This window comes from Rhodococcus pseudokoreensis, assembly GCF_017068395.1.
Taxonomy (GTDB): Bacteria; Actinomycetota; Actinomycetes; order Mycobacteriales; family Mycobacteriaceae; genus Rhodococcus_F; species Rhodococcus_F pseudokoreensis.
This window is the reverse complement of record NZ_CP070619.1, coordinates 7,250,402-7,273,036: the sequence shown is the minus strand read 5'-3', so window position 1 is coordinate 7,273,036 and position 22,635 is coordinate 7,250,402. Positions and strand designations below refer to the sequence as shown.

The following is a 22,635-nucleotide window of genomic DNA, read 5'->3' as shown; positions in this document are numbered from 1 at the left end:
GAGTGCAGGGGTGGCCGCCGCACCCCGCTCTCCCGAAGATCGGCGCGCGCAGATCCTCGACGTGGCCGTCGGGCTCCTCGAGACGGTGCCGTTCGACGACCTCTCGATGGACCAGGTGGCGGCCGAGGCAGGCGTTTCCGCGCCACTGCTGTTCCACTACTTCAAGAACAAGCAGGGCTTTCGCAACGCCGTCCTCGAAGCCTCGGCGTCCGAACTGCAGCGGCGGATGACACCCGACGCGACGCTCCCGGTGTACGGGCAACTCCGGACGGGCGTCGAAACGTTCGCGGACGCGGTGATCGAGCACCCCACCATCTACCTCGCGGTCATGCGGATGGCCGGTAGCGGCGACGAGAGGATGCGGCAGATCTACCGCGGCATGCGGCGAACGTTCACCCGGTGGATCGGTGTGTCGCTGGCCGAGTTCGGCGTGCCGACGACGCCCGCGCTCGAGGCCGCGATCTCGGGCTGGCAGGCGTTCATGGAGGAGATCGTGCTGTCCTGGCTCGACGAGCCGACCATGGAACGCAGCGAGATGATCGACCTGTGCGAACGCGCCTTCTATCACCTGCTTCCCGCAGCAGGTGTCGACGTCGACGCACTCGACTCGACACGCTGAACCGGAGGGGCCGGGTTCACAGGAACCTTCCAGCCGCCTCCCAGCCGGGTGACGCCCCCGCGCGAGAACGTTGTCGGGACAGCAACTCGCGAAGGGACCACCTGATGACTGCCGTTCTCACTCCGGCTCCGCCACGGAGAACAGGACCGCCCGGCCACCGCGCCGAGTCGGACTCGTGGATCCGCCGACGCGGTTCCGCACTCGCCCTCACCGCACTACTCGCCGCCACCGCGACGCTGTACCTGTGGGATCTCACCTCCAGCGGCTACGCCAACAGTTTCTACGCCGCGGCAGCGCAGGCCGGTTCGCAGAGCTGGAAGGCGTGGTTCTTCGGCTCGATCGACACCTCGAATTTCATCACGGTCGACAAACCGCCCGCGTCGCTGTGGGTGATGGGACTGTCCGGGCGGATCTTCGGATTCTCCAGCGCCAGCCTCCTCGTCCCCCAGGCCCTGATGGGGGTCGGTTCGGTCGCCCTCGTCTACGCGGCCGTCACTCGCGTCACGAACAGGGGCGCCGGGCTGATCGCCGGCGCCGTCCTGGCCGCAACTCCCGCGGCCGCCTTGATGTTTCGCTTCGACAACCCCGACGCGCTGCTCGTGCTCCTGATGACCGCGGCAGGATACTTCGTGGTCCGCGCGATCGAGACGGAGACCGGCCGGCGCGCCGCGATGTGGATCGCGCTCACCGGGGTCGCACTCGGCTTCGCGTTCCTCACCAAGATGCTGCAGGGCCTGATGGTGCTGCCCGCGTTCGGTCTGGCGTATCTGGTGGCCGGGCACGCCCGGTTGCGGGTTCGGCTGCTGCACCTGGCCGGGGGTGTCGCCGCCGTCGTCGCCGCGGCCGGATGGTGGGTTCTCGCCGTGTGGCTGTGGCCTGCGGACTCGCGCCCGTACATCGGTGGTTCCACCGACAACAGCGTCATGGATCTGGTGCTCGGCTACAACGGACTCGGCCGGATCTTCGGAAATACCGGCGGTGGCGGCGGAGGAATGTCCGGCGGCAGTGCGGGATCGAGCTTCGGTGGGAGCACCGGGCTGGATCGCCTGTTCGGCAGCGAGATGGGCATCGAGATATCGTGGCTGATCCCGGCGGCACTGGTCGCCCTGGTCTTCGGGTTGCTCGCCCGCGGACGCGCTCCGCGGACGGACCGCGTGCGGGCCTCGCTGATCGTGTGGGGCGGATGGTTCCTCGTCACGGGACTGATCTTCAGCTACATGTCCGGCACCATCCACCCCTACTACACGGTGGCGCTCGCCCCCGCGATCGCCGGGATGATCGGCACCGGCGGGTACGCCCTGTGGCAGAAGCGCGACAGCATTCTCGGACGCTCCGGCCTCGCCTTCATGATGGTGGCCGCAGGTGCGTGGAGCTGGGTCCTGTTGCACCGCAACACCGAGTGGATGCCCGCCCTGAAGTGGGTCCTGCTCGCCGGCACCGTTCTCGGCGCCGCCCTGATCGCGCTCGGCGACGGGAACCGCGTCCGGAAACTCGCCGTCACCGGCCTGCTGCTGGGCTCGCTCGCCGGAATCGGAGGCTCCGCGTCCTACGCGATCGCCACCGCGGCCACCGCACACAACGGATCGATCCCCACGGCCGGCCCGTCCGGGGCTGTCACCGATACCGGAATGGGAGGCGGCGGCGGCCGGGCACCCGGCGGTGACATGGCCGGCGGCCAGGCACCCGGCGGTGGGATGGCCGGCGGCCAGACGCCCGGCGGTGGCATGGGCGGCGGCGGCATGGGTGGCGGCGGCGTGGGCGGCAGCGAGGGTGGGACGAGTTCCGAGCTCACGACGTTGCTCGCCGAGGCAGGCACCACGTGGTCTGCCGCGACCAACGGTTCTCAGAGCGCGGCCACGTACGAACTGGCCGCCGACACCGCGGTGATGGCGATCGGCGGATGGAGTTCCGACCCCACGCCGACGCTCGACCAGTTCATCTCCTACGTCGAGAACGGCCAGGTGCACTACTACATCTCAGGTGGTGGCGGCGGTGGTCGCGGCGGCGACAGCACGTCCGGCGCGATCCAGGAGTGGGTGGCCGCGAACTTCACCGCCGTCACGGTGGGCGGCACGACCGTGTACGACCTCTCCGGCTACACCGGATAGGTCACCGGTAGGCACGCAGAGAACCGGCAGGTGCATCACCTGCCGGTTCTCGTCGAGCGAGTGACGGGATTCGAACCCGTGTGAACGGCTTTGCAGGCCGGTACCTCAACCACTCAGTCACACCCGCATCGATGACCACTGTGCCCGGCCGACGCCCCCGGCGCGAGAGTTGTGCTCACGGTGATTCTGAACCGACACGCCGGGGCGGGAACAAACCGTGTGCCCTCGTTGCTGTGTTGCTTCATGACCGACACCGAAGAACGCGCCGCCCCGATCGGCGAGCGGACAACCACCCAGCCCAGCCTTCGGGTGATCCTCGTACTCGGCGCGATGGTGGCCCTCGGCCCCTTCACCATCGACATGTATCTGCCGGCGCTACCGGACATCGGAACGGACCTCGGCGCGTCCTCGTCCGCGGTCCAGCTGACCATCACCGGAACCCTGCTCGGCCTCGCGCTGGGGCAGTTGATCGTCGGACCGCTGGCGGACAGCCTGGGGCGCAGGCGCCCCCTCATCGCCGGTATCGGTGTGCACGTCGTAGCGTCCGTGCTCGCGGTGTTCGCGCCGACCGTGGCAGTGCTGGGGGCGCTCCGCGTCTTCCAGGGCATCGGCGCCGCCGCCGCAGCGGTGGTCGCGCTCGCCGTGGTCCGCGACCTGTTCTCGGGGAACACCGTCGCCGTCGTGATGTCGCGGCTGATGCTCGTCCTCGGCGTCGCACCCGTGCTCGCCCCGAGTATCGGCGGGGCGCTCCTCATCGCCCTCGACTGGCGCGGGATCTTCGTCGTCCTCGCCGTGATCGGCACGCTGACGGCGTTGATCGGCGCGTTTGGTCTGACGGAGACGCTGCCGCCCGAGCGCCGCCGCAAGAGCAATCTCCTCGCCGTACTGGGCACCTACAAGGGACTGCTCGGGGACCGCGCGTTCATGGTGCTCGCCCTCGTGTCGAGCGTGGCGATGGGATCGCTGTTCTCGTACGTCTCCGGTGCGTCGTTCGTGTTCCAGGACCAGTACGGCCTGGACGAGCAGCAGTTCGCGCTGCTGTTCAGCTCCGGCGCGATCGCTCTGATCGGCGCCTCGCAACTCAACGTCCGCGCCCTCGCGCGCTGGTCACCGCTGCAGATCACGGTGTCTGCCCTCGGCTTCGCGACGGTGGCCGGGCTGGCGCTGATCATTACCGCGCATTTCGAGTTCGGCGGGCTCGTCGGGTTCGTCGTCCCCCTGTGGTTCCTCCTCGGCGGTGTCGGATTCGTCCTGCCCAATGCCCCGGCGCTGGCCCTCGGCAGGCACGGGGAGGCCGCGGGCACGGCCGCTGCGCTGCTCGGCGCCCTGCAATTCGGTGTCGGCGCCCTGATCGCTCCCCTGGTCGGCGTACTCGGCAACACCGGCGTCGCACTCGCAGTCACGATGACCGCGTGCACGGGACTCGGGTTGGTGGCGCTGGCCGCCGCAGCGAAGGCGGAAGCCCGCTGACGACACGCTCGGCAGACTTTCACGGCCTATCACCCGACATGGGATGATCGACGCATGCCACCACCGTCACCACTTCATCTCGACCCCATCGAAGAGGCCCACCGGCAGTGGACCAAGCACGGCTGGGGTGACGTCGCCGACGGCATGGCCGCGGTGACCTCGGTGATGCGCGCCCATCAGATCATGATCGCGCGGGTGGAAGAGGTGCTCAAACCGTCGGGGCTCACGTTCGCCCGGTACGAATTGCTGACCTTGCTGACGTTCACGCGCACCGGTGCGCTGCCGATGGCGAAGGCCAGCGCGCGCCTTCAGGTTCACCCGACGAGCGTCACGAACGCCGTAGACCGGCTCGAGACGGCGAATCTCGTGCGGCGTGTTCCGCATCCGAGCGACCGACGCGCAACGCTGATCGAAATCACCGACGCGGGAAGGAAACTGGCGGTCGAGTCCACCGAGCGGCTCAACGCCCAGGTGTTCTCGAGCCCCGGCGTGTCCGGCGACAAGCTGGAACAGCTGGTCGCCATCCTCGCCGAACTGCGCCGCGAGGCAGGCGATTTCGACACCGGAGACGCGCCCACCAAGTGGTGACACACGATTGTCGCCCCGCACCGGATCCGGTGCGGGGCGACAGTCGTGTCAGGGCGTCTAGCGGTGCTTGAAGACGGGCGGACGCTTCTCGACGAACGCCGCCATCCCTTCCTTCTGATCCTCGGTGGCGAACGTCGAGTGGAACACCCGGCGCTCGAACCGCACACCCTCGGTGAGCGTGGTCTCGAAGGAGCGGTTCACCGCCTCCTTCGCCATCATCGCGACCGGAAGCGACATCTCGGCGATGGTGGTCGCCGTCTGCAGTGCCTCGTCCAGGAGGTCGGCGGCGGGCACGATCCGCGACACCAGCCCGGCGCGTTCGGCCTCCTCTGCGTCCATGTTCCGGCCGGTCAGGCACAGTTCCATGGCCTTGGCCTTGCCCACCGCGCGCGTCAGCCGCTGCGAGCCACCGATGCCGGGGATGACACCGAGCTTGATCTCCGGCTGACCGAACTTCGCGGTGTCGGCGGCGATCAGGATGTCGCAGAGCATCGCCAGTTCGCATCCGCCGCCGAGGGCGTAGCCCGCTACAGCGGCGATGGTGGGCTTGCGGGCCGCGGCGAGGCGATCCCACGCAGCGAAGAAGTCGTCCAGGTAGACGTCCATGTACGACTTGGGCTGCATCTCCTTGATGTCGGCGCCCGCCGCGAAGGCCCGGTCGGAACCGGTGATCAGGATGGCACCGATCTCCGAATCCTTCTCCAACTCCTCCACCGCCGACACGACCTCGCGCATCAGCTCGGAATTCAGTGCGTTGAGCGCTTTCGGACGGTTGAGGGTGATGATCCCTACCCGGCCCTTGCGCTCGAGGAGGATGGTCTCGAAGTCGGTCACTGCTCTCCCTCGGTGGAACGTTCGCGGATGTCGTTGATGATGGCCGAGAAGTCCTGGCCACCACCGCCGGCGGCGTGGAACCGGCTGTACAGCTCGGCGGCGCGGAGCCCGAGTTCGGCCTCGACGCCGTTGGTCTTCAGCGCGTTCGCGGCGAGACCGAGATCCTTGTCCATCAGTGCGGCGGCGAAGCCCGGCTGGTAGTCGTTGTTGGCCGGGCTCGTCGGAACCGGTCCGGGCACAGGACAGTTGGTGGTGAGCGCCCAGCACTGACCCGACGCGTTGGATGCGACGTCGAACAGCGCCTGGTTGCTCAGCCCCAGCTTCTCGCCGAGGACGAACGCCTCGCTGACGGCGATCATCGACACACCGAGGATCATGTTGTTGCAGATCTTCGCGGCCTGACCGTTACCCGGGTCGCCGCAGTGGACGACCTTCTTGCCCATCACGTCGAGCAGCGGCTTCGCGGATTCGAAGTCGTCCGCCGTGCCGCCGACCATGAACGCGAGAGTTCCCGCGGTCGCGCCGACGACGCCACCGGAGACGGGTGCGTCCACCGAACGGTGTCCGGCCGCGGCGGCCTCGTCGTGCGCCGCGCGGGCGTCCGCCACGTCGATGGTGGACGAGTCGATGAACAGGGTGCCCGGTTTCGCGGCGGGCAGGATCTCCGCATAGAGCCCGAGAACGTGCTTGCCGCTCGGCAGCATCGTGATCACGACGTCCACCTCACGTACGGCCTCGACGGCCGAATCGGCGACGGTGACACCGTCTTTCACCGCCTGCTCGAGTGCGGCGGGCGCGAGGTCGAATCCGACCACCGTGTGTCCCGCCTTGACGAGGTTGGCCGCCATGGGGCCACCCATGTGGCCGAGTCCCAGAAATCCGACGGTAGTGCTCATAGCAGTCCCTCCTGGACGCTTGTGGCTGGTGGTCAGCGTTGCGATTGCGGGGCTGTGAGGCCGAGTTCGAGGTCGCCGAGGGGTGCGAAGAACGTGGCGACGTCGGCGTCGGTCACCTCGTCGATCGTCGCGGGTGACCAGTGCGGGTTGCGGTCCTTGTCGACGACCTGCGCCCGGATCCCCTCGACCAGATCGGCCGAACCCAAACAGGCGACGGACACCCGGAACTCCTCGTTCAGCACCTCCTCGAGGCTGCCCGCGACCCGGGCCCGGCGCAGCGACGCCAACGTGACCGCGCACGCGGTCGGCGACTTCGCCAGCACCTGCTCGGCCGCCTTCGCCGCTTCCGGCACCCCGCTGGCCTGCAGCCGGGCCACGATCTCGGCAACCGAATCCGCGGAATACGCGGCATCGATCCAGCCCTGCTGCGCCAGCAGATCCGACTCGGGGGCCGGTTCGGTGAACTCCGCCAACGCCTCCTCCACCGACGAAGTCTCCAGAGCGTCGACGAACGCGTCGATTTTCCCGGACGGAATGAAGTGGTCGGCGAACCCGCACGCGATCGCATCCCCCGCACTGAGCCGTGCCGTGGTCAACGCGATGTGGGTGCCCAACTCCCCCGGGGTACGGGCCAGCAGGTAGGTGCCACCGACGTCGGGGACGAACCCGATCCCGGTCTCGGGCATCCCGATCATCGACCGCTCGGTCACGACCCGCACACTGCCGTGCGCCGACACCCCGACCCCACCGCCCATCACGATGCCGTCCATGATCGCCACATACGGCTTCGGGTAGTTCGCGATCGCCGCGTTGAGGAGGTACTCGTCGCGCCAGAACTCCCGCGACCCGGTGCCCCCCTCCTTCGCGTCGTGGTAGATCGAGACGATGTCCCCGCCCGCGCACAGGCCGCGTTCCCCGGCGCCGGTGATCAGCACCGCCCGCACCTCGTCGTCCCCCGCCCACTCCGCCAGCGCCGGGGCGATCCGCGCCACCATGGTGTGGTTGAGGGCGTTGATCGCCTTCGGCCGGTTCAACACGATCCGGCCCACCCCACCGTGCTTGCCGATCAGAACCTCGTCCACCGCTGCTACCGCGTCTGTCATGCCGCTCCCTGCTTCCCGTGTCCCGCGCCCGCGATGACGCTGCGGGCGATGACCACCCGCATGATCTCGTTGCTGCCCTCGAGGATCTGATGCACCCGCAGGTCGCGGACGATCTTCTCGATCCCGTACTCGGCAAGATAGCCGTACCCGCCGTGCAACTGCAGCGCCCGGTTCGCGACCTCGAACCCGGTGTCGGTGGCGAACCGCTTCGCCATCGCACACAACTCCACCACGTCCGGGGCGCCCTCCTCCAGCGCGGCCGCCGCCCGCCACAACAGGGTCCGGGCGGCCTCGAGTTCGGTGCGCATGTCCGCGAGCTGGAACTGCAACGCCTGCGACTCGAGCAACGAGGACCCGAACGCCTTGCGGTCCGCCAGATAGGAGACGGCCTTGTCCAGCGCGGTCTGCGCGCCGCCGACCGAGCAGGCGGCGATGTTCAACCGGCCCCCGTTCAGGCCGGCCATCGCGATCCGGAACCCGCCGCCCTCGGTGCCGAGGAGGTTGCCCGCCGGCACCCGTACGTCCTCGAAGATCACCTGCCGGGTCGGTTGGGCGTTCCAGCCCATCTTCACCTCGTTCGGCCCGAACGACAGCCCCGCCGAATCCTTCGGGACGATGAACGCCGAAATGCCGCGCGGCCCGCTCTCGCCGGTGCGGGCCATCACCACATACACCTCCGACGTGCCGGCCCCGGAGATGAACTGCTTGACCCCGCCCAGCACGTAGTCGTCGCCGTCGCGGACCGCCCTGGTGCTCAACGCCGCCGCATCCGAGCCGGCGCCGGGTTCGGTGAGGCAGTAGCTGCCCAGCTGATCCATCGCACACAGTCCCGGCACCCAGGTGTGCCGCTGCTCCTCGGTGCCGAACTTGTCGATCATCCAGGTCACCATGTTGTGGATGGAAATGTAGGCGGCGATCGACGGGCAGCCCTTCGCGAGCTGCTCGAAGATCCGGGCCGCATCCACCCGGGTCAGCTCGGAGCCGCCCACGTCCTCGCGGATGTAGATCCCGCCCATCCCGAGCGAGGCCGCCTTCCGCAGCACATCGACCGGGAAATGCTTGGTCTGATCCCACTCCACAGCATGCGGCGCCAGATGCTCGGCCGCGAAATCACGGGCCGTGTCACTGATCGCCCGCTCGTCATCGGTCAAGGTGAACATGGAGATCCGTTCAGTTCATCGTGGGAATGACGAAGTGATTGGTCTCTTCCTTCTTGCCGGAGGGCCAACGCTGCGTCACGGTCTTGGTCTTGGTGTAGAAGCGGAAGGAGTCGGGACCGTGCTGGTTCAGGTCGCCGAAGCCGGAACGCTTCCAGCCGCCGAACGTGTGGTACGCAATCGGCACCGGGATCGGCACGTTGACGCCGACCATGCCGACGTTCACGCGGTTCGTGAAGTCGCGGGCCGTGTCGCCGTCGCGGGTGAAGATGGCGACGCCGTTGCCGTACTCGTGCTCGGTGGGCAGGCGGAGCGCCTCTTCGTAGTCCGCCGCGCGGGCGACCAGCAGGACGGGTCCGAAGATCTCTTCCTTGTAGACGCGCATGTCGGTGGTGACCTTGTCGAACAGGGTCGCGCCTGCGAAGAAGCCGTTCTCGTGGCCTTCGAGGGTGAAGCCGCGGCCGTCGATCACGGCCTCCGCGCCCTCGTCGATGCCGATCTGGATGTAGTTGTTCACCCGTTCGAGGGCGTCCTTGCTGACCAGCGGTCCGAAGTCGGCGGACTCGTCGTCGCTGCGGCCGATCGTGAGCTTGCCGACGCGTTCGGTCAGCTTGGCGACGAGCGCATCCGCCGTCTCCTCGCCCACCGGCACGGCGACGGAAATGGCCATGCACCGCTCACCCGCGGAGCCGTAACCTGCGCCGATGAGGGCGTCGGCAACCTCGTCGAGGTCGGCGTCGGGCATGATGATCGCGTGGTTCTTCGCGCCACCGAAGCACTGCGCGCGCTTGCCGTGGGCCGCGGCGGTCTCGTAGATGTACTGCGCGATCGGGGTGGACCCGACGAACCCGACAGCCTTGACGCGGTCGTCGGTGAGCAGGACGTCCACCACTTCCTTGTCACCGTTGACCACGTTGAACACACCCGCGGGCAGACCGGCCTCGAGGAACAGTTCGGCCAGGCGCAGCGGCACCGAGGGGTCGCGCTCGGACGGCTTGAGGATGAAGGCGTTGCCTGCGGCCAGCGCGGGACCGGCCTTCCACAGCGGGATCATGGCCGGGAAGTTGAAGGGCGTGATGCCGGCGACAACGCCGAGCGGCTGACGCATGGAGTACACGTCGATCCCGGTTCCGGCGGATTCCGTGTACTCACCCTTGAGCAGGTGCGGAGCGCCGAGTGCGAACTCGATGACCTCGAGGCCGCGCTGGATGTCGCCCTTCGCGTCGGGGATCGTCTTGCCGTGCTCGGACGACAGGAGGCGCGCCAGCGAATCCATCTCCTCCTGCACGAGCTGGAGGAACTTCATCAGGACGCGTGCCCGCTTCTGCGGGTTGAACAGCGCCCATTCGCGCTGAGCTTCCACCGCGTTCGCGATGATCGCCTCCGTCTCGGCCTTGTCGGCGAGAGGCACACGCGACTGCACCTCACCGGTGTTGGGGTCGTAGACGTCGCCGAACTTGTTGGAGGCACCGGGGACGCGCTTGCCGCCGACGAAGTGGGATAGCTCTTGAACCATTGTGAGAACCCGTTCCTTGCTCGATGATGAGGGAGTTCCGAATATGTGCTCATCCTATAGTTGGATGTCCATGTATGTCCAGACTCGTGCAGCCCGGTGCCGTTCGAGCCAAGTCCGGCGCGGACAGTTCGGTCGTACCCCGACCCTACGATCGGATCATGCAGATTCACTCTCCCGAGGAGACGGACTTCCTTCGCATCCTCGGGACCAACCCGTGCATCATCACGATCCTGGACCGTGCACCCCGACTCGGCCTCGCCGAGTGGTACCTCACCGCGGGCGCCGTGTTCCAGACCGTGTGGAACCACATCGACGGCCGCGACCCGCAGTCGGGGATCGACGACTACGACCTCTTCTACTTCGACGACACCGACCTCAGCTACGAGGCCGAGGACGACGTCATCCGCAGAGCCGCCGCACTGTTCGACGACCTCGACGTGCGCGTCGAGGTCAGAAACGAGGCACGGGTGCATCTTTGGTACGAAGACCACTTCGGCGTGCCCGCAACCCCCTTCACCGACTGCAAGGACGCCATCGACCACTTCGCCTCCACCACCTGCTGCTACGGCATCCGCCGAACGCACACCGGCGACGACGAGATCTACGCACCCCACGGATTCACCGACCTCTTCGACATGGTCCTGCGCCCGAATCCCGTACTCGCCCCGAGGAAGGTGTACGAGACCAAAGCGGCACGGTGGCAGAAGGAATGGCCCCACCTGACGGTGCTGCCGTGGCCGGAGGAATGAGCGGTCAGTGTTTTCGCACGACGTGCTCGGGCTCTCCCGGCTTCCAGATGGTGATGTCCATATGGCCGTCGCCGACCTCCACCGCCGAGCCGCCGGTCAGGTCCGCTCGGTAGCAGTGGTCGAACTCCTGCCCGCGGATGTCGAAACCCGTCTCGTCGAACAGCGCCTGCGCGAAACGCTGATGCAGCGCCTTGTCCTGGACGTCGTCGACGACACCCCACAGTTTTGCGTCACCTTCCTTCACCTCGCTGTCGACGGTCGCCGTGTGCAGGCAGAAACGCGGATCGCGAGCGAGATCCTGGAACTTCGTCGTGTTCGGCATACCGGCGATCCACAACTGGTTCTCGAAGAATCTCGGCTCAACCGGGCTGATCCGCGGAAATCCGTCGGAGCGCAGCGTGCCGAGCATGCACAGGTTCTTGGTCGCCGCGTGCCTGCGGGAGAAGATGGCGGCAATCCGCGGAGCAGCTTCGGCGAACTCGTTCCAGCTGGCCATGCACACGACCCTACGACGATTCCCGTGATCGCACGGTCAAGACGCTCGCAAATGCGCGATCAGAATCGCTTCGATTTCCGACCGTCGCGCCGCGGACGGCAGCCGCGGGGCCGCGGACCGGTAGTGATGTCCGGTCGGGGTGCCGAGGTCGAAGAGATGCGTGCGGCCGTGCCGCCTGACGGGGCGGGCGGTCCAGCCGTCGCCTTCCTTCGCGTAATTGCAGGCCGCGCACAAACCGGCCCCGTTGTGTGCGGTGGTGGCACCCTTGTTGCGGCGGGACAGGATGTGGTCGTGATGGCGGATCGGCGCATCACACCACGGGGTGCGGCACGTGCGGTCCCGCAGGTCGATCAACTTCCGCAAGCCTTTCGGGAACATCCGCGCCTGCGACTCCATCGCCGTCAACGCCCCCGACAGCGGACACGAGTACACGTTTCGCAAGGTCACCGCGGTATCACCATCGAGGGCAGCCGCGACCAGTTGCCGGGCGATCCCCGCCGGCACCGGACCGAACCCCGCCACATCCGCGGCCTCGTTCTCGCCCGCCAACAACGCCTCGTCGGAGATCACCAGATTCACCGCCACCGGAACCCCCGAGGTCACCGAGGCCCCGGTGCCGCGGTCGAACAACAAATCCGCCATCAACTGATTCCGGGTCCGGCCGCCACTGTCCCCGGTCGCGATGAGACTGTCCGCATCACGACCCAACGTCGCCTGCAAACACACCGCCTGCTCCATCGGCAGCAGCACACTCAGATACGCCATCGAATCCGGCGCCGGCCGCGTCGTGACCCGCCGCTCGGACACCGCCTTGCGGTACCGGGCCACCACCGCGGCGGCGTCGAGTTCCACCGCGAGGCCCTTCGCCTTCGCCACGAGGCCGCGGTCGCCGACGCCGTCGAGAACGTCCGGGTCCGAACACAACCGCCGATCCGCCACCGCGCGATCCGCCGCCGACAGACACGCCGTCTCCCGCACCAACAGGGTGGCACGCCATTCGTTCAACCGGCCCGACCGCAGCAACGCCAACGTGTGCGGCATCTCGTGCACCACCGACCGGGCGAACCCCAGATGCCGGCCACCACGGTTCGGGGACTCCCTGCGCGCCAACGCGATCTGCGAGGCGATGCCGCGGTCCCACTCCACCCGCGGCAACCCACGGGCCTTCCGATCCTCCCGCATACAGGTGGCGACATCATCGGTGACCACCGCCTGCACCGCGCACCCCACCGACTTCAACGACTCGACCGCGTCGATCCACTCGATCCCCAACCCGGCATCACCACACGCCTCGACGCACCGCAACCGCGTCGTGAACGCCCGCAACTCCTCCAGATCCGGTGCCACTATTTCCCCCACGACCAGCCCTCCCCCGAGGTTGTTCGAAACTTTGTTCGACTCTAGAAGTCCGACCGGACCACAGGCAATGGCCGAAAGTTCAGATCCCCAGTGCCGCAGCGGCTGCGAGGGCGAGGGATTCGTCGACCGCGTCGTAGCCGCCGGACCCACCGCCGGGGCCGCCGCTGTCGGCGACGGTGCGGCGGGCGGAGAGGTGTATGGCGTCGACACCGGTGCCTGCGACCGCGGCGATGTCGTCGACGCGGATCCCGCCGCCTGCCATTACCTGGATCCGCCCGTGTGCGTGGGCGACCATGGCCGACAAGGCGCCGAGGCCGTCGATGCAGCGGGGCGTTCCGCCGGAAGTGAGGACCCGGATGATGCCCGACCGTGCGAGCGCATCGAGGGCCGTCGCCCTGTCGTCGACGACGTCCATCGCGCGATGGAACGTCACCTCCACCGCGTACGGGTCGATGCCGTCGAGCAGGCGGGCCAGAGCGTCGCCGTCGACGGCCATGCCGGGCGTGACCGCACCGACGACGACTCCGGAGGCGCCCGCGCCCACCGCAGCCCGGATGTCGCGGGCCATGACTTCGATCTCGTCGGCGTCGTAGACGAATCCGCCGGGCCGGCACCGGATCAGCGGATGCACCGCGATCCCCTGGGCCACCACGGCTTCGATCATGCCGATGCTCGGCGTCAGCCCGCCGGTCGCGCCGAGTGCGGTGCACAACTCGACACGCGATGCTCCGGCGCGCCGTGCGATCCGGGCGCCCGCGACGTCCTGGACCGCCAATTCGAGTACGGGCGCCATCTAGAACGACTGCCAGGACGGCTTGTGTTCCAGTGCGTACCGGTAGTAGTCGGCGAGTTGCAGCTTGCTCGCCGCGGCTTCGTCGATCACGACGGTGACGTGCCGGTGCAGTTGCATCACCGAGGCCGGGCAGAACGCGGAGAGCGGTCCCTCCGCGGCGGCGGCGATCGCCTCTGCCTTGCCCTTCCCGAACGCGATCATCACCAGGTGCCGGGCTTCGCTGATGGTGCCCAGCCCCTGGGTGAGGACGTGGTGCGGGACGTCGTCCACGCTGTCGAAGAACCGCGCATTGTCGAGTCGGGTCTGCTCGGTGAGAGTTTTGACGCGGGTGCGTGATGTCAGCGCGGAACCCGGCTCGTTGAACCCGATGTGGCCGTCGGTTCCGATGCCGAGCAGTTGCACGTCGACGCCACCCGCCTCGGCGATGGCCGCGTCGTACCGTGCGCCCTCCTCGGCGATGTCGGGCGATTCGCCGTTCGGGCTGAGTACCCGGTCGGGGTCGAGGTTGACGTGGTCGACGAACTCCGAGCGGATCACCGAGAAGTACGACTGGTCGTGACTTTTCGGCAGGCCGACGTACTCGTCGAGGAGGAAGGCCCGCGCGTCCGTGAAGTCCAGTCCGGACTCGCGGTGCCGTCGCGCGAGTTCGCGGTAGCTCCCGAGCGGGGACGACCCGGTGGCGAGGCCCAGGGTCGTCGGACCGCGCCGGACGTACCTCTCGACGATGTCCGCGACGGTCGTGCTGACCTCCGACGGCGTCTGCCGGATTACGATTTCCATGCGAGTCCTTCCGTTCCGGCGGGCATTCCGCCGGAATACACGCCACGCGGGCGCAGTTGGTGATCGGTCACGACGACGTCGGCGCGGAGGCCCGGGGCCAGGGTGCCGCGTTCGGTTTCCAGGCCGAGCAGCCGGGCCGGGGTCCTGGTGGCGGACGCGACGGCGTCGACGAGTCCGACGCCGCTGTCGACAACGGTGCTGCGCACGACGTCCAGCAGTCGTGCGGTGCCGCCCGCGATGGCCCCCTCGGATCCGTCGGCGGTCGCGAGCCGGGCCACACCGCGGGAGACGCGCACGTCCAGCGGCCCGAGTTGGTAGTCGCCGTCCGAGACGCCGGCGGCGGCCATGGCGTCGCTGACGAGGACGATCTGCTCGGGTCCGACGGTGTCGAACACCATCGACACGGTGTCGGGCGCGAGATGCACTCCGTCCGCGATCAATTCGACGACGATGTCGCCGCGACCGGCTGCGGCGAGGAACGCGGCCACCGGGCCCGGCGCGCGGTGGTGCAGCGGCGGCATCGCGTTGAACAGGTGTGTGGCGGTCAGCGGCCCGCCGGCGGCGTCGGCGATCCGCGCGGACGTCGTCGCCGCGTCGGTGTCGGTGTGGCCGAGGCTCGGTAACACGCCCCGCCGGCGCATCGCGGCGAGAAGTTCGCCGAAGTGCGCGGTCTCCGGTGCGAGCGTCATCGACCGGACGGTGCCGCGCGCGGCGTCGCAGATCCGCTCGAACAGGCCGGGGTCGCCGGGCACCACGGACGCGGGATCCTGCGCACCGCAGCGGGCACCGGAGATGAACGGGCCCTCCAGGTGGATCCCGAGGAGGTCACCGCGTTCCACCAGGTCGGCGAGGATTCCGGCCTGCCGGAGCAGGTCCTGCTCCCCCGCCGAGACCAGGCTTCCGAGCAGTCCGGTGGTGCCGTGCCCGCGGTGGTGGTCCGCGGCCAGCCTCGCCCCGTCGGCGTCGGCGTTGGGAAAGCCCGCGCCTGCGCCGCCGTGGCAGTGCAGGTCGATCAGGCCCGGCAGCAGTATCGACGAACTCGCGTCCGGCAGCGGCACCTGCCCGCGGTACTGCGACGCCGCACCGACCCAGGAGATTCGGTCGCCGTCGGTGACGACCACGCCGTCGGCGAGGACGCCGTCCTCCACGACGGCCCTGCCGCGCAGGATCATCGGGGCACCCCGGACTCGAGAGCCGCGACTGCCGATCGTGCGGCCTGCGGGGATGTGGCACTGCGCGCGGCGACGGCCATCTCCCGGCACCGGTCGAGGTCGGTGGCGGCCAGGCGGGCCCGGACGCCGCCCAGCGACGGCGCCACCATGGACAGGCTCGTGACACCCAGCCCGACGAGCACCGGCGCCAGCGCGGGATCGGACGCGGCCTCACCGCAGACCCCGACGGGTGTGCCCGCCTCGGCTCCTGCCGTGCCGACCAGGCCGATGAGGTCCAGGACCGCGGGCTGCCACGGGTCGAGCAATGTGGCGAGACCGCCTGCCATCCGGTCTGCGGCGCACGCGTACTGGCTCAGGTCGTTGGTTCCGATGCTGACGAAATCGAGGTGTTGGAGCAGGTCGCGGGCGCGCAGTGCCGCCGAGGGGATCTCGATCATCGCCCCGACCTTCGCGATGCCGCGGGACCGGGCGAGCGCGGCGAAGCCCTCCGCCTCGTCCGCCGTGGCGACCATCGGGGCCATCACCCACAGGTCCGCGCCGGTGGCGGACGCTGCGGCGCCGAGGGCTTCCAGCTGGGTGGCCAGGACGTCCGGGTAGACGGAGCCGACCCGCAACCCGCGCACGCCGAGGGCCGGGTTCTCCTCGGCGCCCAGGTCGAGGAACGGCAGTGGTTTGTCGGATCCGGAATCGAGTGTCCGGACCACCACCTTCCGTCCGGCGAACTTCTCCAGCACGGCGGTGTACGTGGTGATCTGCTCGTCGAGGGTGGGCGCGGTCTGCCTGCCGAGGTAGAGGAACTCGGTGCGGAACAGTCCGACGCCCTCCGAATCCGCGGCGGCGGCGCGCACGGCGTCGTCGACGGTGCCGATGTTGACGAGCAGCCCGACGGGTGCGCCGTCCCGGGTGCGACCCGGCCCACTGGTAGCCGCGACCCGCGCCCGGGCCTCGGCGATCCGCGCCGACACCTCCGACCGTCGGTGTTCGCCGGGGTCGACGACGACCTCGCCCGTGGCGCCGTCGAGCACCACCGGTCGCCCCTCGACCAATCGGTCGAGGTCGGCGCAGTTCACGATCGCGGGCAGGCCGAGCGATTTCGCCAGTATCGCAGTGTGACTCGTCGGCCCGCCCTCCGCAGTGAGCAGGCCCACCACGTCGCTGCCGCCGAGCATCGCGGTGTCCGCGGGCGACAGGTCACGGGCAACGAGCACGAACGGGTGCCCCGGGTCGGGGATTCCGGGCATCGGCACTCCCAGCAGCACCGCGACCGCGCGATGTCCGAGGTCACGCAGGTCCGCGACGCGCTCGGCGAGATACCCTCCGAGGGCCTCGAGTTTGGTGCAGAAGCCGTCGAACGCGACGCGCACGGCGTGTGCCGTCGGCATGCCGCCGCGAACGTTCTCCTCGGCGGCGGACACGATTCCCGGGTCGCGAGCCATCGCCGCCGACACGAGCAGGATCTCGGACGCGACGCCGTCCACCTGCGCGGCGCGGGCCTCGAGGTCACCGGACACCGTCGCGAGGGCGGCCTGCACCCGGGCGATCTCCGCCGGGACCGATTCCCCGACAGGGTCTTCGAGCGACGTCTCGACCGGTGTTCCGAACGCGAGCCAGGGCGCGCAGACCAGCCCCGGACTCACCCCGAGTCCGTGCACTACCTGTTCCGTGGTCGTCGGCATCAGGCGGCGTCGAGGTCGGAGGCGAGCAGGGCAGCGAGGCGGTCGAGGGCCTCCTCGCTGCCCTCCCCGTCCGCGCTGATCGTCACCTCGGTACCGAATGCGGCGCCGAGGGTCATGACCGCGAGCATGCTGCCCGCGTCCACCGGCGCCGACTCGCCGACCGCGATCTGCACCGGGACGGGCACGGACGCGGCGGCCTGGGTGAACTTCGCGGCGGGGCGGGCGTGCAGGCCCACCTTCGAACCGATGAGGACCGTTCGTGAAGCCATGATCACTGACCTGCCTTTTCCGTGTCGGTGTCGGTGCTGGTGTCCGCGTCGTCCTCCCGGCCGGGAGTGCGCAGGTTCCATTTCTTGATGACGAAGCTGAACAGGACGTAATAGATCACCGCGTACCCGAGCCCGATGGGGATCAGCATCCACGCGTTGGTGGCCTTGCCGAAGTTGAGGACGTAGTCGAAGAAGCCTGCGGAGAACGTGAATCCGTCATGGATGCCGAGCGCGTTGACCAGGGCCATCGAGGTGCCGGTGAGGAACGCGTGGATCAGGTACAGCGGCCAGGCGACGAACATGAACGCGAATTCGAGGGGCTCGGTGATTCCGGTGAGGAACGCCGTCAGCGCGGTGGAGAGCATGATGCCGCCCACGACCTTCTTCTGCGACGGCCGGGCATTCCGCCAGATCGCCAGTGCGGCAGCGGGAAGCGCGAACATCATGATCGGGAAGAAGCCGGTCATGAAGATGCCGGCGCTCGGGTCGCCGGCGAAGAACCGGTTGAGGTCGCCGCGGACGAGTTCTCCGCTCGCGTTCTGGTAGTCGCCGACGAGGAACCACACGGTGGAGTTCAGGATGTGGTGCAGTCCGGTCGGGATGAGCAGGCGGTTGGCCATGCCGTAGACGCCGCCACCGATCACCGAGTTCTCCGCGACGGTCTCGCCCACCCACGTCAGGGCGGAGTTGAACGCCGGGTACAGGAACGCCATGAGGACGCCGACGACGAGACCGGTGACGGCGGTGAGGATGGGAACGAGCCTGCGCCCGTTGAAGAATCCGAGGTAGTCGGGCAGTTTGGTGCGGTAGAACCGCTGCCACAGGATGGCGGACAGCAGACCCATCACAATGCCTGCGAGGACACCGTAGTTGATCAGCGCCTGGTCGCCGTTCGGATCGGTCTTGCCTTCCAGGACGACCGGGGACATGGCCTCGAACACGCCGTTGATGACCATGTATCCGACCACGGCGGCCAGGGCGGTGGACCCGTCCGCCTTCTTGGCCCAGCCGATGGCGATGCCCACCGCGAAGATGAGGGGAAGCCAGGTGAACACGGCCTGGCCCGCCGCGGAGATGACGGACGCCGCGGTGTGCATCGAGTCGAATCGCCCCAGGAGGTCGTCCTGGCCGAGCCGGAGCAAGATGCCGGCCGCGGGAAGTACCGCGATCGGCAGCATCAGGCTGCGCCCGAGGCGCTGTAACCCGGCAAACACCGCTGATTCCTTTTTCGGGCTGTCTACGACAGTCATATCGGCCTTCTCTGTGCGCTTCGGTCGCCGAATCGGCGTCTGGTGTGTCCCGAAACCGGTGGCGGCGAGCGCGTCGTACGGCTTCGGGAAAACTATTGTGGACCAGCACCCCCAACGGGTACTGTCCGGTCATAACCAGTTGCTAGTTTGACCAGGTGAGCACAGGATGTCAACAGGCAAATGTGATCCAGCTAACTCATTTCGCACCTTCACCTGCAGCGCAAACACGAACTACGAGGGAGAACCGATGTCCAAAGCGGACGCAATCATCAGCGGCCTCGGCGGTGCCGACAACATCGTCGAGATCGAGGCCTGCATCACCCGGCTGCGCACCGAGGTCAAGGACGGTGCCAAGGTCGACGAGGCCGCGCTCAAGGCCGCAGGCGCCCACGGGGTGTTGAAGGCGGGCAGCGTCGTCCAGGTCATCGTCGGCCCCGAGGCGGACACCCTGGCCGAGGACATCGAGGACATCCTGTGAGCCTGTCCGTGCAGGCACCACTGCCCGGCCGGGTACTCGCCCTCACCGACGTGCCCGACCCCGTGTTCGCCGGACAGATGGTGGGTTCCGGGGTCGCGATCGAACCCGCGCGCGACCGCGGCGCCCTCGACGTGCTCGCGCCCATCTCCGGCAAGATCCTCAAACTCCACCCGCACGCGTTCGTCATCCTGGGCTCGGCAGGCGGCGGCGTGCTGGTTCACCTGGGGATCGACACGGTGAAGCTGCAGGGTGAGGGGTTCACCCTGCTGGCCGCGGAGGGCGACGAGGTCGACGCCGGCGACCCCGTGGTGCGATTCGATCCGACCGAGATCGACGGCACCGGGTACTCCGCCGTCTGCCCGATCGTGGTGATGGATTCCAAGCCGGATTCGGTGTCCACCGGCAGCATCGGGTCCGACGTGACGACCGGCGAAGTCCTGTTCGACTGGACGGCGTAATAAAAGCCAGGGCGGCCGGGCTCAGACGCTGCGCTGAGTCCGCTCCCCCTGTACTTCCATCTGCAGTTGGTAGCGGTCGGACCGGTACCAACTGCGGGTGTGCTCGACCGGCGTGGGGCCGCTGAAGGACACCCGGTCGAAGTACATCACCGGGGCGCCCTTCTTGATGCCGAGCAGGGTCGCGATCTCCTGGCTCGCCCCGTCGGCGCTGACGGTCTGCTCCGCCCGGTCGATCGGCATGTCGTACCGGTCGGCGGTGGCCCGGTAGATCGACCCGGTGAGGTCGAGGTCCAGCAGGCCGGGAAGCAGCGCGGCGTTGAACCAGCCGTCGTCGACGCTGACCGGTTCGCCGTCGGCCAGCCGCAGCCGTTTGACGTGATAGGCGCTGGTGTCCGGTGCGATCCGCAGCGCCTTCGCGGTAGCCTCGGGCGCCGCGTCCTCCTCGCTCTGGAGCACCACCGTCGTCGGCTTGTGCCCCTGCGCCCGCATTTCCTCCGTGAACGAGGCCAGGTGCAGTTTCGACTGCACCGGACGATGCGCCACGAACGTGCCCTTGCCGCGCACCCGCACCAGGTGACCCTCGTTGACGAGCTGCCCGATCGCCTCGCGAACGGTGATGCGACTGACGCCGTAGTCCTGCATCAGTTTTCGTTCGCTGGTCATCAGGTCGCCGGGCTGAAGTTCCTTGGTGCACTTGTGCAGCAGGATGGCACGGAGTTGCTCGTGCTTCGGAATCACGCTGTCGCGTAGATGTACGGGCATCATGCCGGCGGCTCCAGCTCTGTTCAGGGGTCGGACACATCGGATCAGCAGTCGGACTGCAAAGGTCCCGTCCGGTCCGGTCCAACACCGAGAATACGTGATCCGGGCGCCCGGGCCTACCGTGCCGCGGCGGCCAGCGCCGCGAGGTACCTGCGCGTCATCACCTTCTGCACGACCCGGCCCGCGGGCCCGCCGATCCGGGTGAACCACCGCCCCGGTTTCGAGAACGCCGACACGATCGCGACGACGGCGCCGTCCGGCCGCTGTTCGACGACGAAGCTCTCCTCGCCGCTCTCGGGGTGACCCGGGAGCGTGCCGTACGCGAATCCCCTGCGATGCGGGTCGTCGAGCACGTAGACGACCCGGCAGGAGAACGCCAGCCGAAGTGGACCGATGCCCCAGCGCAGTTCGACCGACGAGCCGGGCACGGCGGTCGGAGTCTCGGCCCGCACGTCGAGCCCGGCGCCGCGGTGCATTCCCCAGGAACCCAGGTGGGTGGCGGCCGCCTCGAATGCGTCAGCCCCGTAACCGATCACCTTCTGCTCACGCAGATGGTGGTATCCCGCCGGGAACGGAACGTCGCGGCTCGCACCCACCTCCGGGTACGTGAATGCGGGCAGGTCGTCTCCGGAGGTACTGATGACGGTCGATCCTCTCGGTCGGGAAGTCGGCCCAGCCTACTGCTCCGACCGGGCCGCGGGACGGATGTTCTGGTTCACATGGAAGAGGTTGTCCGGATCGTACTTCGCCTTCACCTGCGCCAGCCGGTCGTAGTTGCCGAGGTAGGAGGCACGCACCCGGTCCTCGCCCTCGGACATCATGAAGTTGACGTACGCCCCGCCCGCGGTCGTCGGGTGGAGGGCCTCCCAGTACTGCTTGGCCCAGTCCGTGATGACCTCGGCGTTCGCCGGGTCCGGGTCGACACCGACGATCACGCCCGCCCAGCCGCCGTCCCGATACGCGAACGCCGTGCCATCCTCCGCCACCCGCGTCGCCGCGCCGTCGATCGGATACATGTGCATCGTCGAATGGCCGGTGGGCAGCCGGCGGCCGAACTCCAGGTGGATGTCGACGGCCTCGTCGGAGATCTCCCGGACGAAGTCTGCGCGCCAGTACCACTGCAATCCCGCCGGGTACAGTGCGTCGAAGGCCGATTGCAATGCCGTGAAGGGCATTTCGCCGACCCCCACCAGAAGTGGGTTACCGAATGCGCGGATCGGTTCGAGCACCGCGTCGGCCTTGCCCGGATCACCGGTGTAGCACCAGATGATGCCGCACGCCTTGCGTCCCCACAGTTCCTCGGGGAACGGCGGCGCCGGCGGAATGGTCAGCAGGCCGATCCAGCCGTTGAGTTCCTCGGGCAGCGACGGCAGGAGTTCGCGGTACCACCGCATCACGTCGGGGGTGTCCTCCAGGTCGTACAGCACCGGCCCGCCGACGACGGTGCCGTGGTCGCCGATCTCGTGACACGCGAATTGGAACGACGTGACCACACCGAAGTTTCCGCCGCCGCCCCGCAGCGCCCAGAACAGGTCCGGATGCGAGCGTTCGCTCGCCGTCACCAGTGTGCCGTCGGCGAGGACGACGTCAGCGGAGAGCAGATTGTCCACCGTGAGACCGAAACGGCGCGTCAGGTAGCCGATCCCGCCGCCCAATGTCAGCCCGCCGACACCGGTGGAGGCGATGAACCCGGACGGGGTGGCCACGCCGAACGGCACGGTGGCATGGTCGACGTCGCTCCACGTGCATCCACCGTCGACCCGGACGGTCCGGTCGGCCGGCGAGACCGTGGTCCCGCGCATCCCCGACAGATCGATCACGAGGGCGTCGTCCCACACGCCGAGGCCGCCCGCGTTGTGTCCCCCGCCGCGGATCGCGAGTTCGACGTGCTGTTCCCGCGCGAACCGCACGCACGCGACGACGTCCGCGGCGTTGGCGCACCGCGCGATGGCCGCGGGCCGGCGGTCGATCATGGCGTTGTACACCGCGCGCGCGTCGTCGTAGCCGGCGTCGCCGGGCGTGATCAACTCTCCGCGCAGAGATGCGGCCAGTTCCGTGAAGGGCGGTGTCGTCGTCGGTGTCGAACTGGTGGTGGTGCTCAT

23 protein-coding genes and 1 tRNA gene are annotated in these 22,635 nt (G+C 68.5%); 7 read left to right on the top strand and 17 right to left on the bottom strand.

Translation table 11 applies throughout. From position 1 onward, the window contains the following. The first annotated feature begins 10 nt into the window (after positions 1 to 10). Together JWS13_RS38315 and JWS13_RS38310 are read left to right on the top strand one after the other, a co-directional pair. A complete protein-coding gene (locus JWS13_RS38315) occupies positions 11 to 619 on the top strand; it encodes a TetR/AcrR family transcriptional regulator (protein WP_206010505.1) in 609 nt (202 codons plus the stop codon). A 104-nt stretch (positions 620 to 723) separates the two neighbouring features. Beyond that, the gene (locus JWS13_RS38310) at positions 724 to 2,727 is read left to right on the top strand and encodes an ArnT family glycosyltransferase (RefSeq protein ID WP_206010504.1); all 2,004 of its coding nucleotides are present in this window, start codon (positions 724 to 726) and stop codon (positions 2,725 to 2,727) included. Positions 2,728 to 2,782: 55 nt separating this feature from the next. On the opposite strand, the gene JWS13_RS38305 is transcribed toward JWS13_RS38310, so the two are convergent. Further along, positions 2,783 to 2,854, bottom strand: a tRNA-Cys gene (locus tag JWS13_RS38305). A 92-nt stretch (positions 2,855 to 2,946) separates the two neighbouring features. On the opposite strand from JWS13_RS38305, the gene JWS13_RS38300 reads away from it, so the two are divergent. After that, positions 2,947 to 4,197, top strand: a complete 1,251-nt coding sequence (locus JWS13_RS38300) for a multidrug effflux MFS transporter (RefSeq protein WP_206010503.1) — start codon at positions 2,947 to 2,949, stop codon at positions 4,195 to 4,197. Between the two features lie 54 nt (positions 4,198 to 4,251). After that, the gene (locus JWS13_RS38295) at positions 4,252 to 4,785 is read left to right on the top strand and encodes a MarR family winged helix-turn-helix transcriptional regulator (RefSeq protein ID WP_012688462.1); all 534 of its coding nucleotides are present in this window, start codon (positions 4,252 to 4,254) and stop codon (positions 4,783 to 4,785) included. A 57-nt stretch (positions 4,786 to 4,842) separates the two neighbouring features. On the opposite strand, the gene JWS13_RS38290 is transcribed toward JWS13_RS38295, so the two are convergent. The 5 genes from JWS13_RS38290 to JWS13_RS38270 are packed head-to-tail and all read right to left on the bottom strand — an operon-like array spanning position 4,843 to position 10,291. Continuing rightward, positions 4,843 to 5,619 (bottom strand): enoyl-CoA hydratase, encoded by a 777-nt coding sequence (locus tag JWS13_RS38290; protein WP_124395775.1) that lies wholly within the window; start codon positions 5,617 to 5,619, stop codon positions 4,843 to 4,845. Continuing rightward, entirely contained in the window at positions 5,616 to 6,551 is a 936-nt protein-coding gene (gene mmsB, locus JWS13_RS38285) for a 3-hydroxyisobutyrate dehydrogenase (RefSeq protein ID WP_225929563.1), read from the bottom strand. The genes JWS13_RS38290 and mmsB overlap by 4 nt, the downstream gene beginning before the upstream one ends. After that, positions 6,548 to 7,618, bottom strand: coding sequence for an enoyl-CoA hydratase/isomerase family protein (locus JWS13_RS38280; RefSeq protein WP_206010501.1), 1,071 nt, complete (start codon positions 7,616 to 7,618; stop codon positions 6,548 to 6,550). The genes mmsB and JWS13_RS38280 overlap by 4 nt, the downstream gene beginning before the upstream one ends. Then, the gene (locus tag JWS13_RS38275; RefSeq protein ID WP_206010500.1) at positions 7,615 to 8,778 is read right to left on the bottom strand and encodes an isobutyryl-CoA dehydrogenase; all 1,164 of its coding nucleotides are present in this window, start codon (positions 8,776 to 8,778) and stop codon (positions 7,615 to 7,617) included. The genes JWS13_RS38280 and JWS13_RS38275 overlap by 4 nt, the downstream gene beginning before the upstream one ends. A gap of 10 nt (positions 8,779 to 8,788) precedes the next feature. After that, entirely contained in the window at positions 8,789 to 10,291 is a 1,503-nt protein-coding gene (locus tag JWS13_RS38270; protein WP_124396008.1) for a CoA-acylating methylmalonate-semialdehyde dehydrogenase, read from the bottom strand. Positions 10,292 to 10,449: 158 nt separating this feature from the next. Here JWS13_RS38270 and JWS13_RS38265 point away from each other — a divergent pair, with 158 nt between their 5' ends. Continuing rightward, positions 10,450 to 11,040: a nucleotidyltransferase family protein gene (locus tag JWS13_RS38265; RefSeq protein WP_206010499.1), complete on the top strand. Its 591-nt coding sequence runs from the start codon at positions 10,450 to 10,452 to the stop codon at positions 11,038 to 11,040. Between the two features lie 4 nt (positions 11,041 to 11,044). On the opposite strand, the gene JWS13_RS38260 is transcribed toward JWS13_RS38265, so the two are convergent. The 8 genes from JWS13_RS38260 to JWS13_RS38225 all read right to left on the bottom strand — a co-directional run bounded on the left by JWS13_RS38260 (position 11,045) and on the right by JWS13_RS38225 (position 18,835). Then, positions 11,045 to 11,536 (bottom strand): pyridoxamine 5'-phosphate oxidase family protein, encoded by a 492-nt coding sequence (locus JWS13_RS38260; RefSeq protein ID WP_206010498.1) that lies wholly within the window; start codon positions 11,534 to 11,536, stop codon positions 11,045 to 11,047. A gap of 36 nt (positions 11,537 to 11,572) precedes the next feature. Beyond that, entirely contained in the window at positions 11,573 to 12,895 is a 1,323-nt protein-coding gene (locus tag JWS13_RS38255) for an HNH endonuclease signature motif containing protein (protein ID WP_206010497.1), read from the bottom strand. A gap of 79 nt (positions 12,896 to 12,974) precedes the next feature. Further along, positions 12,975 to 13,688, bottom strand: coding sequence for a copper homeostasis protein CutC (locus JWS13_RS38250; protein ID WP_206010496.1), 714 nt, complete (start codon positions 13,686 to 13,688; stop codon positions 12,975 to 12,977). Beyond that, complete coding sequence (gene nagB, locus JWS13_RS38245; protein ID WP_206010495.1) at positions 13,689 to 14,468, bottom strand: glucosamine-6-phosphate deaminase; 780 nt, start codon at positions 14,466 to 14,468, stop codon at positions 13,689 to 13,691. It abuts the gene before it with no gap. Continuing rightward, positions 14,456 to 15,640 carry an N-acetylglucosamine-6-phosphate deacetylase gene (locus JWS13_RS38240; RefSeq protein ID WP_206010494.1) on the bottom strand — a complete coding sequence of 395 codons (1,185 nt, stop codon included), beginning with the start codon at positions 15,638 to 15,640 and terminating at the stop codon, positions 14,456 to 14,458. Before JWS13_RS38240 ends, nagB begins: the two co-directional genes overlap by 13 nt. Further along, positions 15,637 to 17,316, bottom strand: a complete 1,680-nt coding sequence (gene ptsP / locus JWS13_RS38235; protein ID WP_206010493.1) for a phosphoenolpyruvate--protein phosphotransferase — start codon at positions 17,314 to 17,316, stop codon at positions 15,637 to 15,639. Before ptsP ends, JWS13_RS38240 begins: the two co-directional genes overlap by 4 nt. After that, the gene (locus JWS13_RS38230) at positions 17,316 to 17,585 is read right to left on the bottom strand and encodes an HPr family phosphocarrier protein (RefSeq protein WP_241032494.1); all 270 of its coding nucleotides are present in this window, start codon (positions 17,583 to 17,585) and stop codon (positions 17,316 to 17,318) included. The genes ptsP and JWS13_RS38230 overlap by 1 nt, the downstream gene beginning before the upstream one ends. A 2-nt stretch (positions 17,586 to 17,587) precedes the next feature. Next, positions 17,588 to 18,835 carry a PTS transporter subunit EIIC gene (locus JWS13_RS38225; protein WP_012688475.1) on the bottom strand — a complete coding sequence of 416 codons (1,248 nt, stop codon included), beginning with the start codon at positions 18,833 to 18,835 and terminating at the stop codon, positions 17,588 to 17,590. 166 nt (positions 18,836 to 19,001) lie between these two features. Between JWS13_RS38225 and JWS13_RS38220 the strand changes: the two genes are divergently transcribed. Next, entirely contained in the window at positions 19,002 to 19,313 is a 312-nt protein-coding gene (locus JWS13_RS38220) for a PTS sugar transporter subunit IIB (RefSeq protein ID WP_275957313.1), read from the top strand. Then, a complete protein-coding gene (locus JWS13_RS38215) occupies positions 19,310 to 19,771 on the top strand; it encodes a PTS sugar transporter subunit IIA (RefSeq protein ID WP_206010491.1) in 462 nt (153 codons plus the stop codon). Before JWS13_RS38220 ends, JWS13_RS38215 begins: the two co-directional genes overlap by 4 nt. 21 nt (positions 19,772 to 19,792) lie before the next feature. Here the strand turns inward: JWS13_RS38215 and JWS13_RS38210 are convergent, their stop codons facing one another. From JWS13_RS38210 to JWS13_RS38200, 3 genes are all read right to left on the bottom strand, one after another. Then, a complete protein-coding gene (locus tag JWS13_RS38210) occupies positions 19,793 to 20,536 on the bottom strand; it encodes a GntR family transcriptional regulator (RefSeq protein WP_206010490.1) in 744 nt (247 codons plus the stop codon). Positions 20,537 to 20,649: 113 nt separating this feature from the next. Beyond that, positions 20,650 to 21,129 (bottom strand): DUF1990 family protein, encoded by a 480-nt coding sequence (locus JWS13_RS38205; RefSeq protein WP_241032493.1) that lies wholly within the window; start codon positions 21,127 to 21,129, stop codon positions 20,650 to 20,652. An 81-nt stretch (positions 21,130 to 21,210) separates the two neighbouring features. Beyond that, complete coding sequence (locus tag JWS13_RS38200) at positions 21,211 to 22,635, bottom strand: FAD-binding oxidoreductase (RefSeq protein ID WP_206010489.1); 1,425 nt, start codon at positions 22,633 to 22,635, stop codon at positions 21,211 to 21,213.

Bases quoted from the DNA above. Each gene is read 5' to 3' on its own strand.
- JWS13_RS38310 (WP_206010504.1), top strand. From the start codon at position 724: ATGACTGCCGTTCTCACTCCGGCTCCGCCACGGAGAACAGGACCGCCC.
- JWS13_RS38295 (WP_012688462.1), top strand. From the start codon at position 4,252: ATGCCACCACCGTCACCACTTCATCTCGACCCCATCGAAGAGGCCCAC.
- JWS13_RS38280 (WP_206010501.1), bottom strand. From the start codon at position 7,618: ATGACAGACGCGGTAGCAGCGGTGGACGAGGTTCTGATCGGCAAGCAC.
- JWS13_RS38275 (WP_206010500.1), bottom strand. From the start codon at position 8,778: ATGTTCACCTTGACCGATGACGAGCGGGCGATCAGTGACACGGCCCGT.
- JWS13_RS38270 (WP_124396008.1), bottom strand. From the start codon at position 10,291: ATGGTTCAAGAGCTATCCCACTTCGTCGGCGGCAAGCGCGTCCCCGGT.
- JWS13_RS38265 (WP_206010499.1), top strand. From the start codon at position 10,450: ATGCAGATTCACTCTCCCGAGGAGACGGACTTCCTTCGCATCCTCGGG.
- JWS13_RS38260 (WP_206010498.1), bottom strand. From the start codon at position 11,536: ATGGCCAGCTGGAACGAGTTCGCCGAAGCTGCTCCGCGGATTGCCGCC.
- JWS13_RS38250 (WP_206010496.1), bottom strand. From the start codon at position 13,688: ATGGCGCCCGTACTCGAATTGGCGGTCCAGGACGTCGCGGGCGCCCGG.
- nagB (WP_206010495.1), bottom strand. From the start codon at position 14,468: ATGGAAATCGTAATCCGGCAGACGCCGTCGGAGGTCAGCACGACCGTC.
- JWS13_RS38240 (WP_206010494.1), bottom strand. From the start codon at position 15,640: ATGATCCTGCGCGGCAGGGCCGTCGTGGAGGACGGCGTCCTCGCCGAC.
- ptsP (WP_206010493.1), bottom strand. From the start codon at position 17,316: ATGCCGACGACCACGGAACAGGTAGTGCACGGACTCGGGGTGAGTCCG.
- JWS13_RS38230 (WP_241032494.1), bottom strand. From the start codon at position 17,585: ATGGCTTCACGAACGGTCCTCATCGGTTCGAAGGTGGGCCTGCACGCC.
- JWS13_RS38225 (WP_012688475.1), bottom strand. From the start codon at position 18,835: ATGACTGTCGTAGACAGCCCGAAAAAGGAATCAGCGGTGTTTGCCGGG.
- JWS13_RS38220 (WP_275957313.1), top strand. From the start codon at position 19,002: ATGTCAACAGGCAAATGTGATCCAGCTAACTCATTTCGCACCTTCACC.
- JWS13_RS38210 (WP_206010490.1), bottom strand. From the start codon at position 20,536: ATGATGCCCGTACATCTACGCGACAGCGTGATTCCGAAGCACGAGCAA.
- JWS13_RS38200 (WP_206010489.1), bottom strand. From the start codon at position 22,635: ATGAGCACCACCACCAGTTCGACACCGACGACGACACCGCCCTTCACG.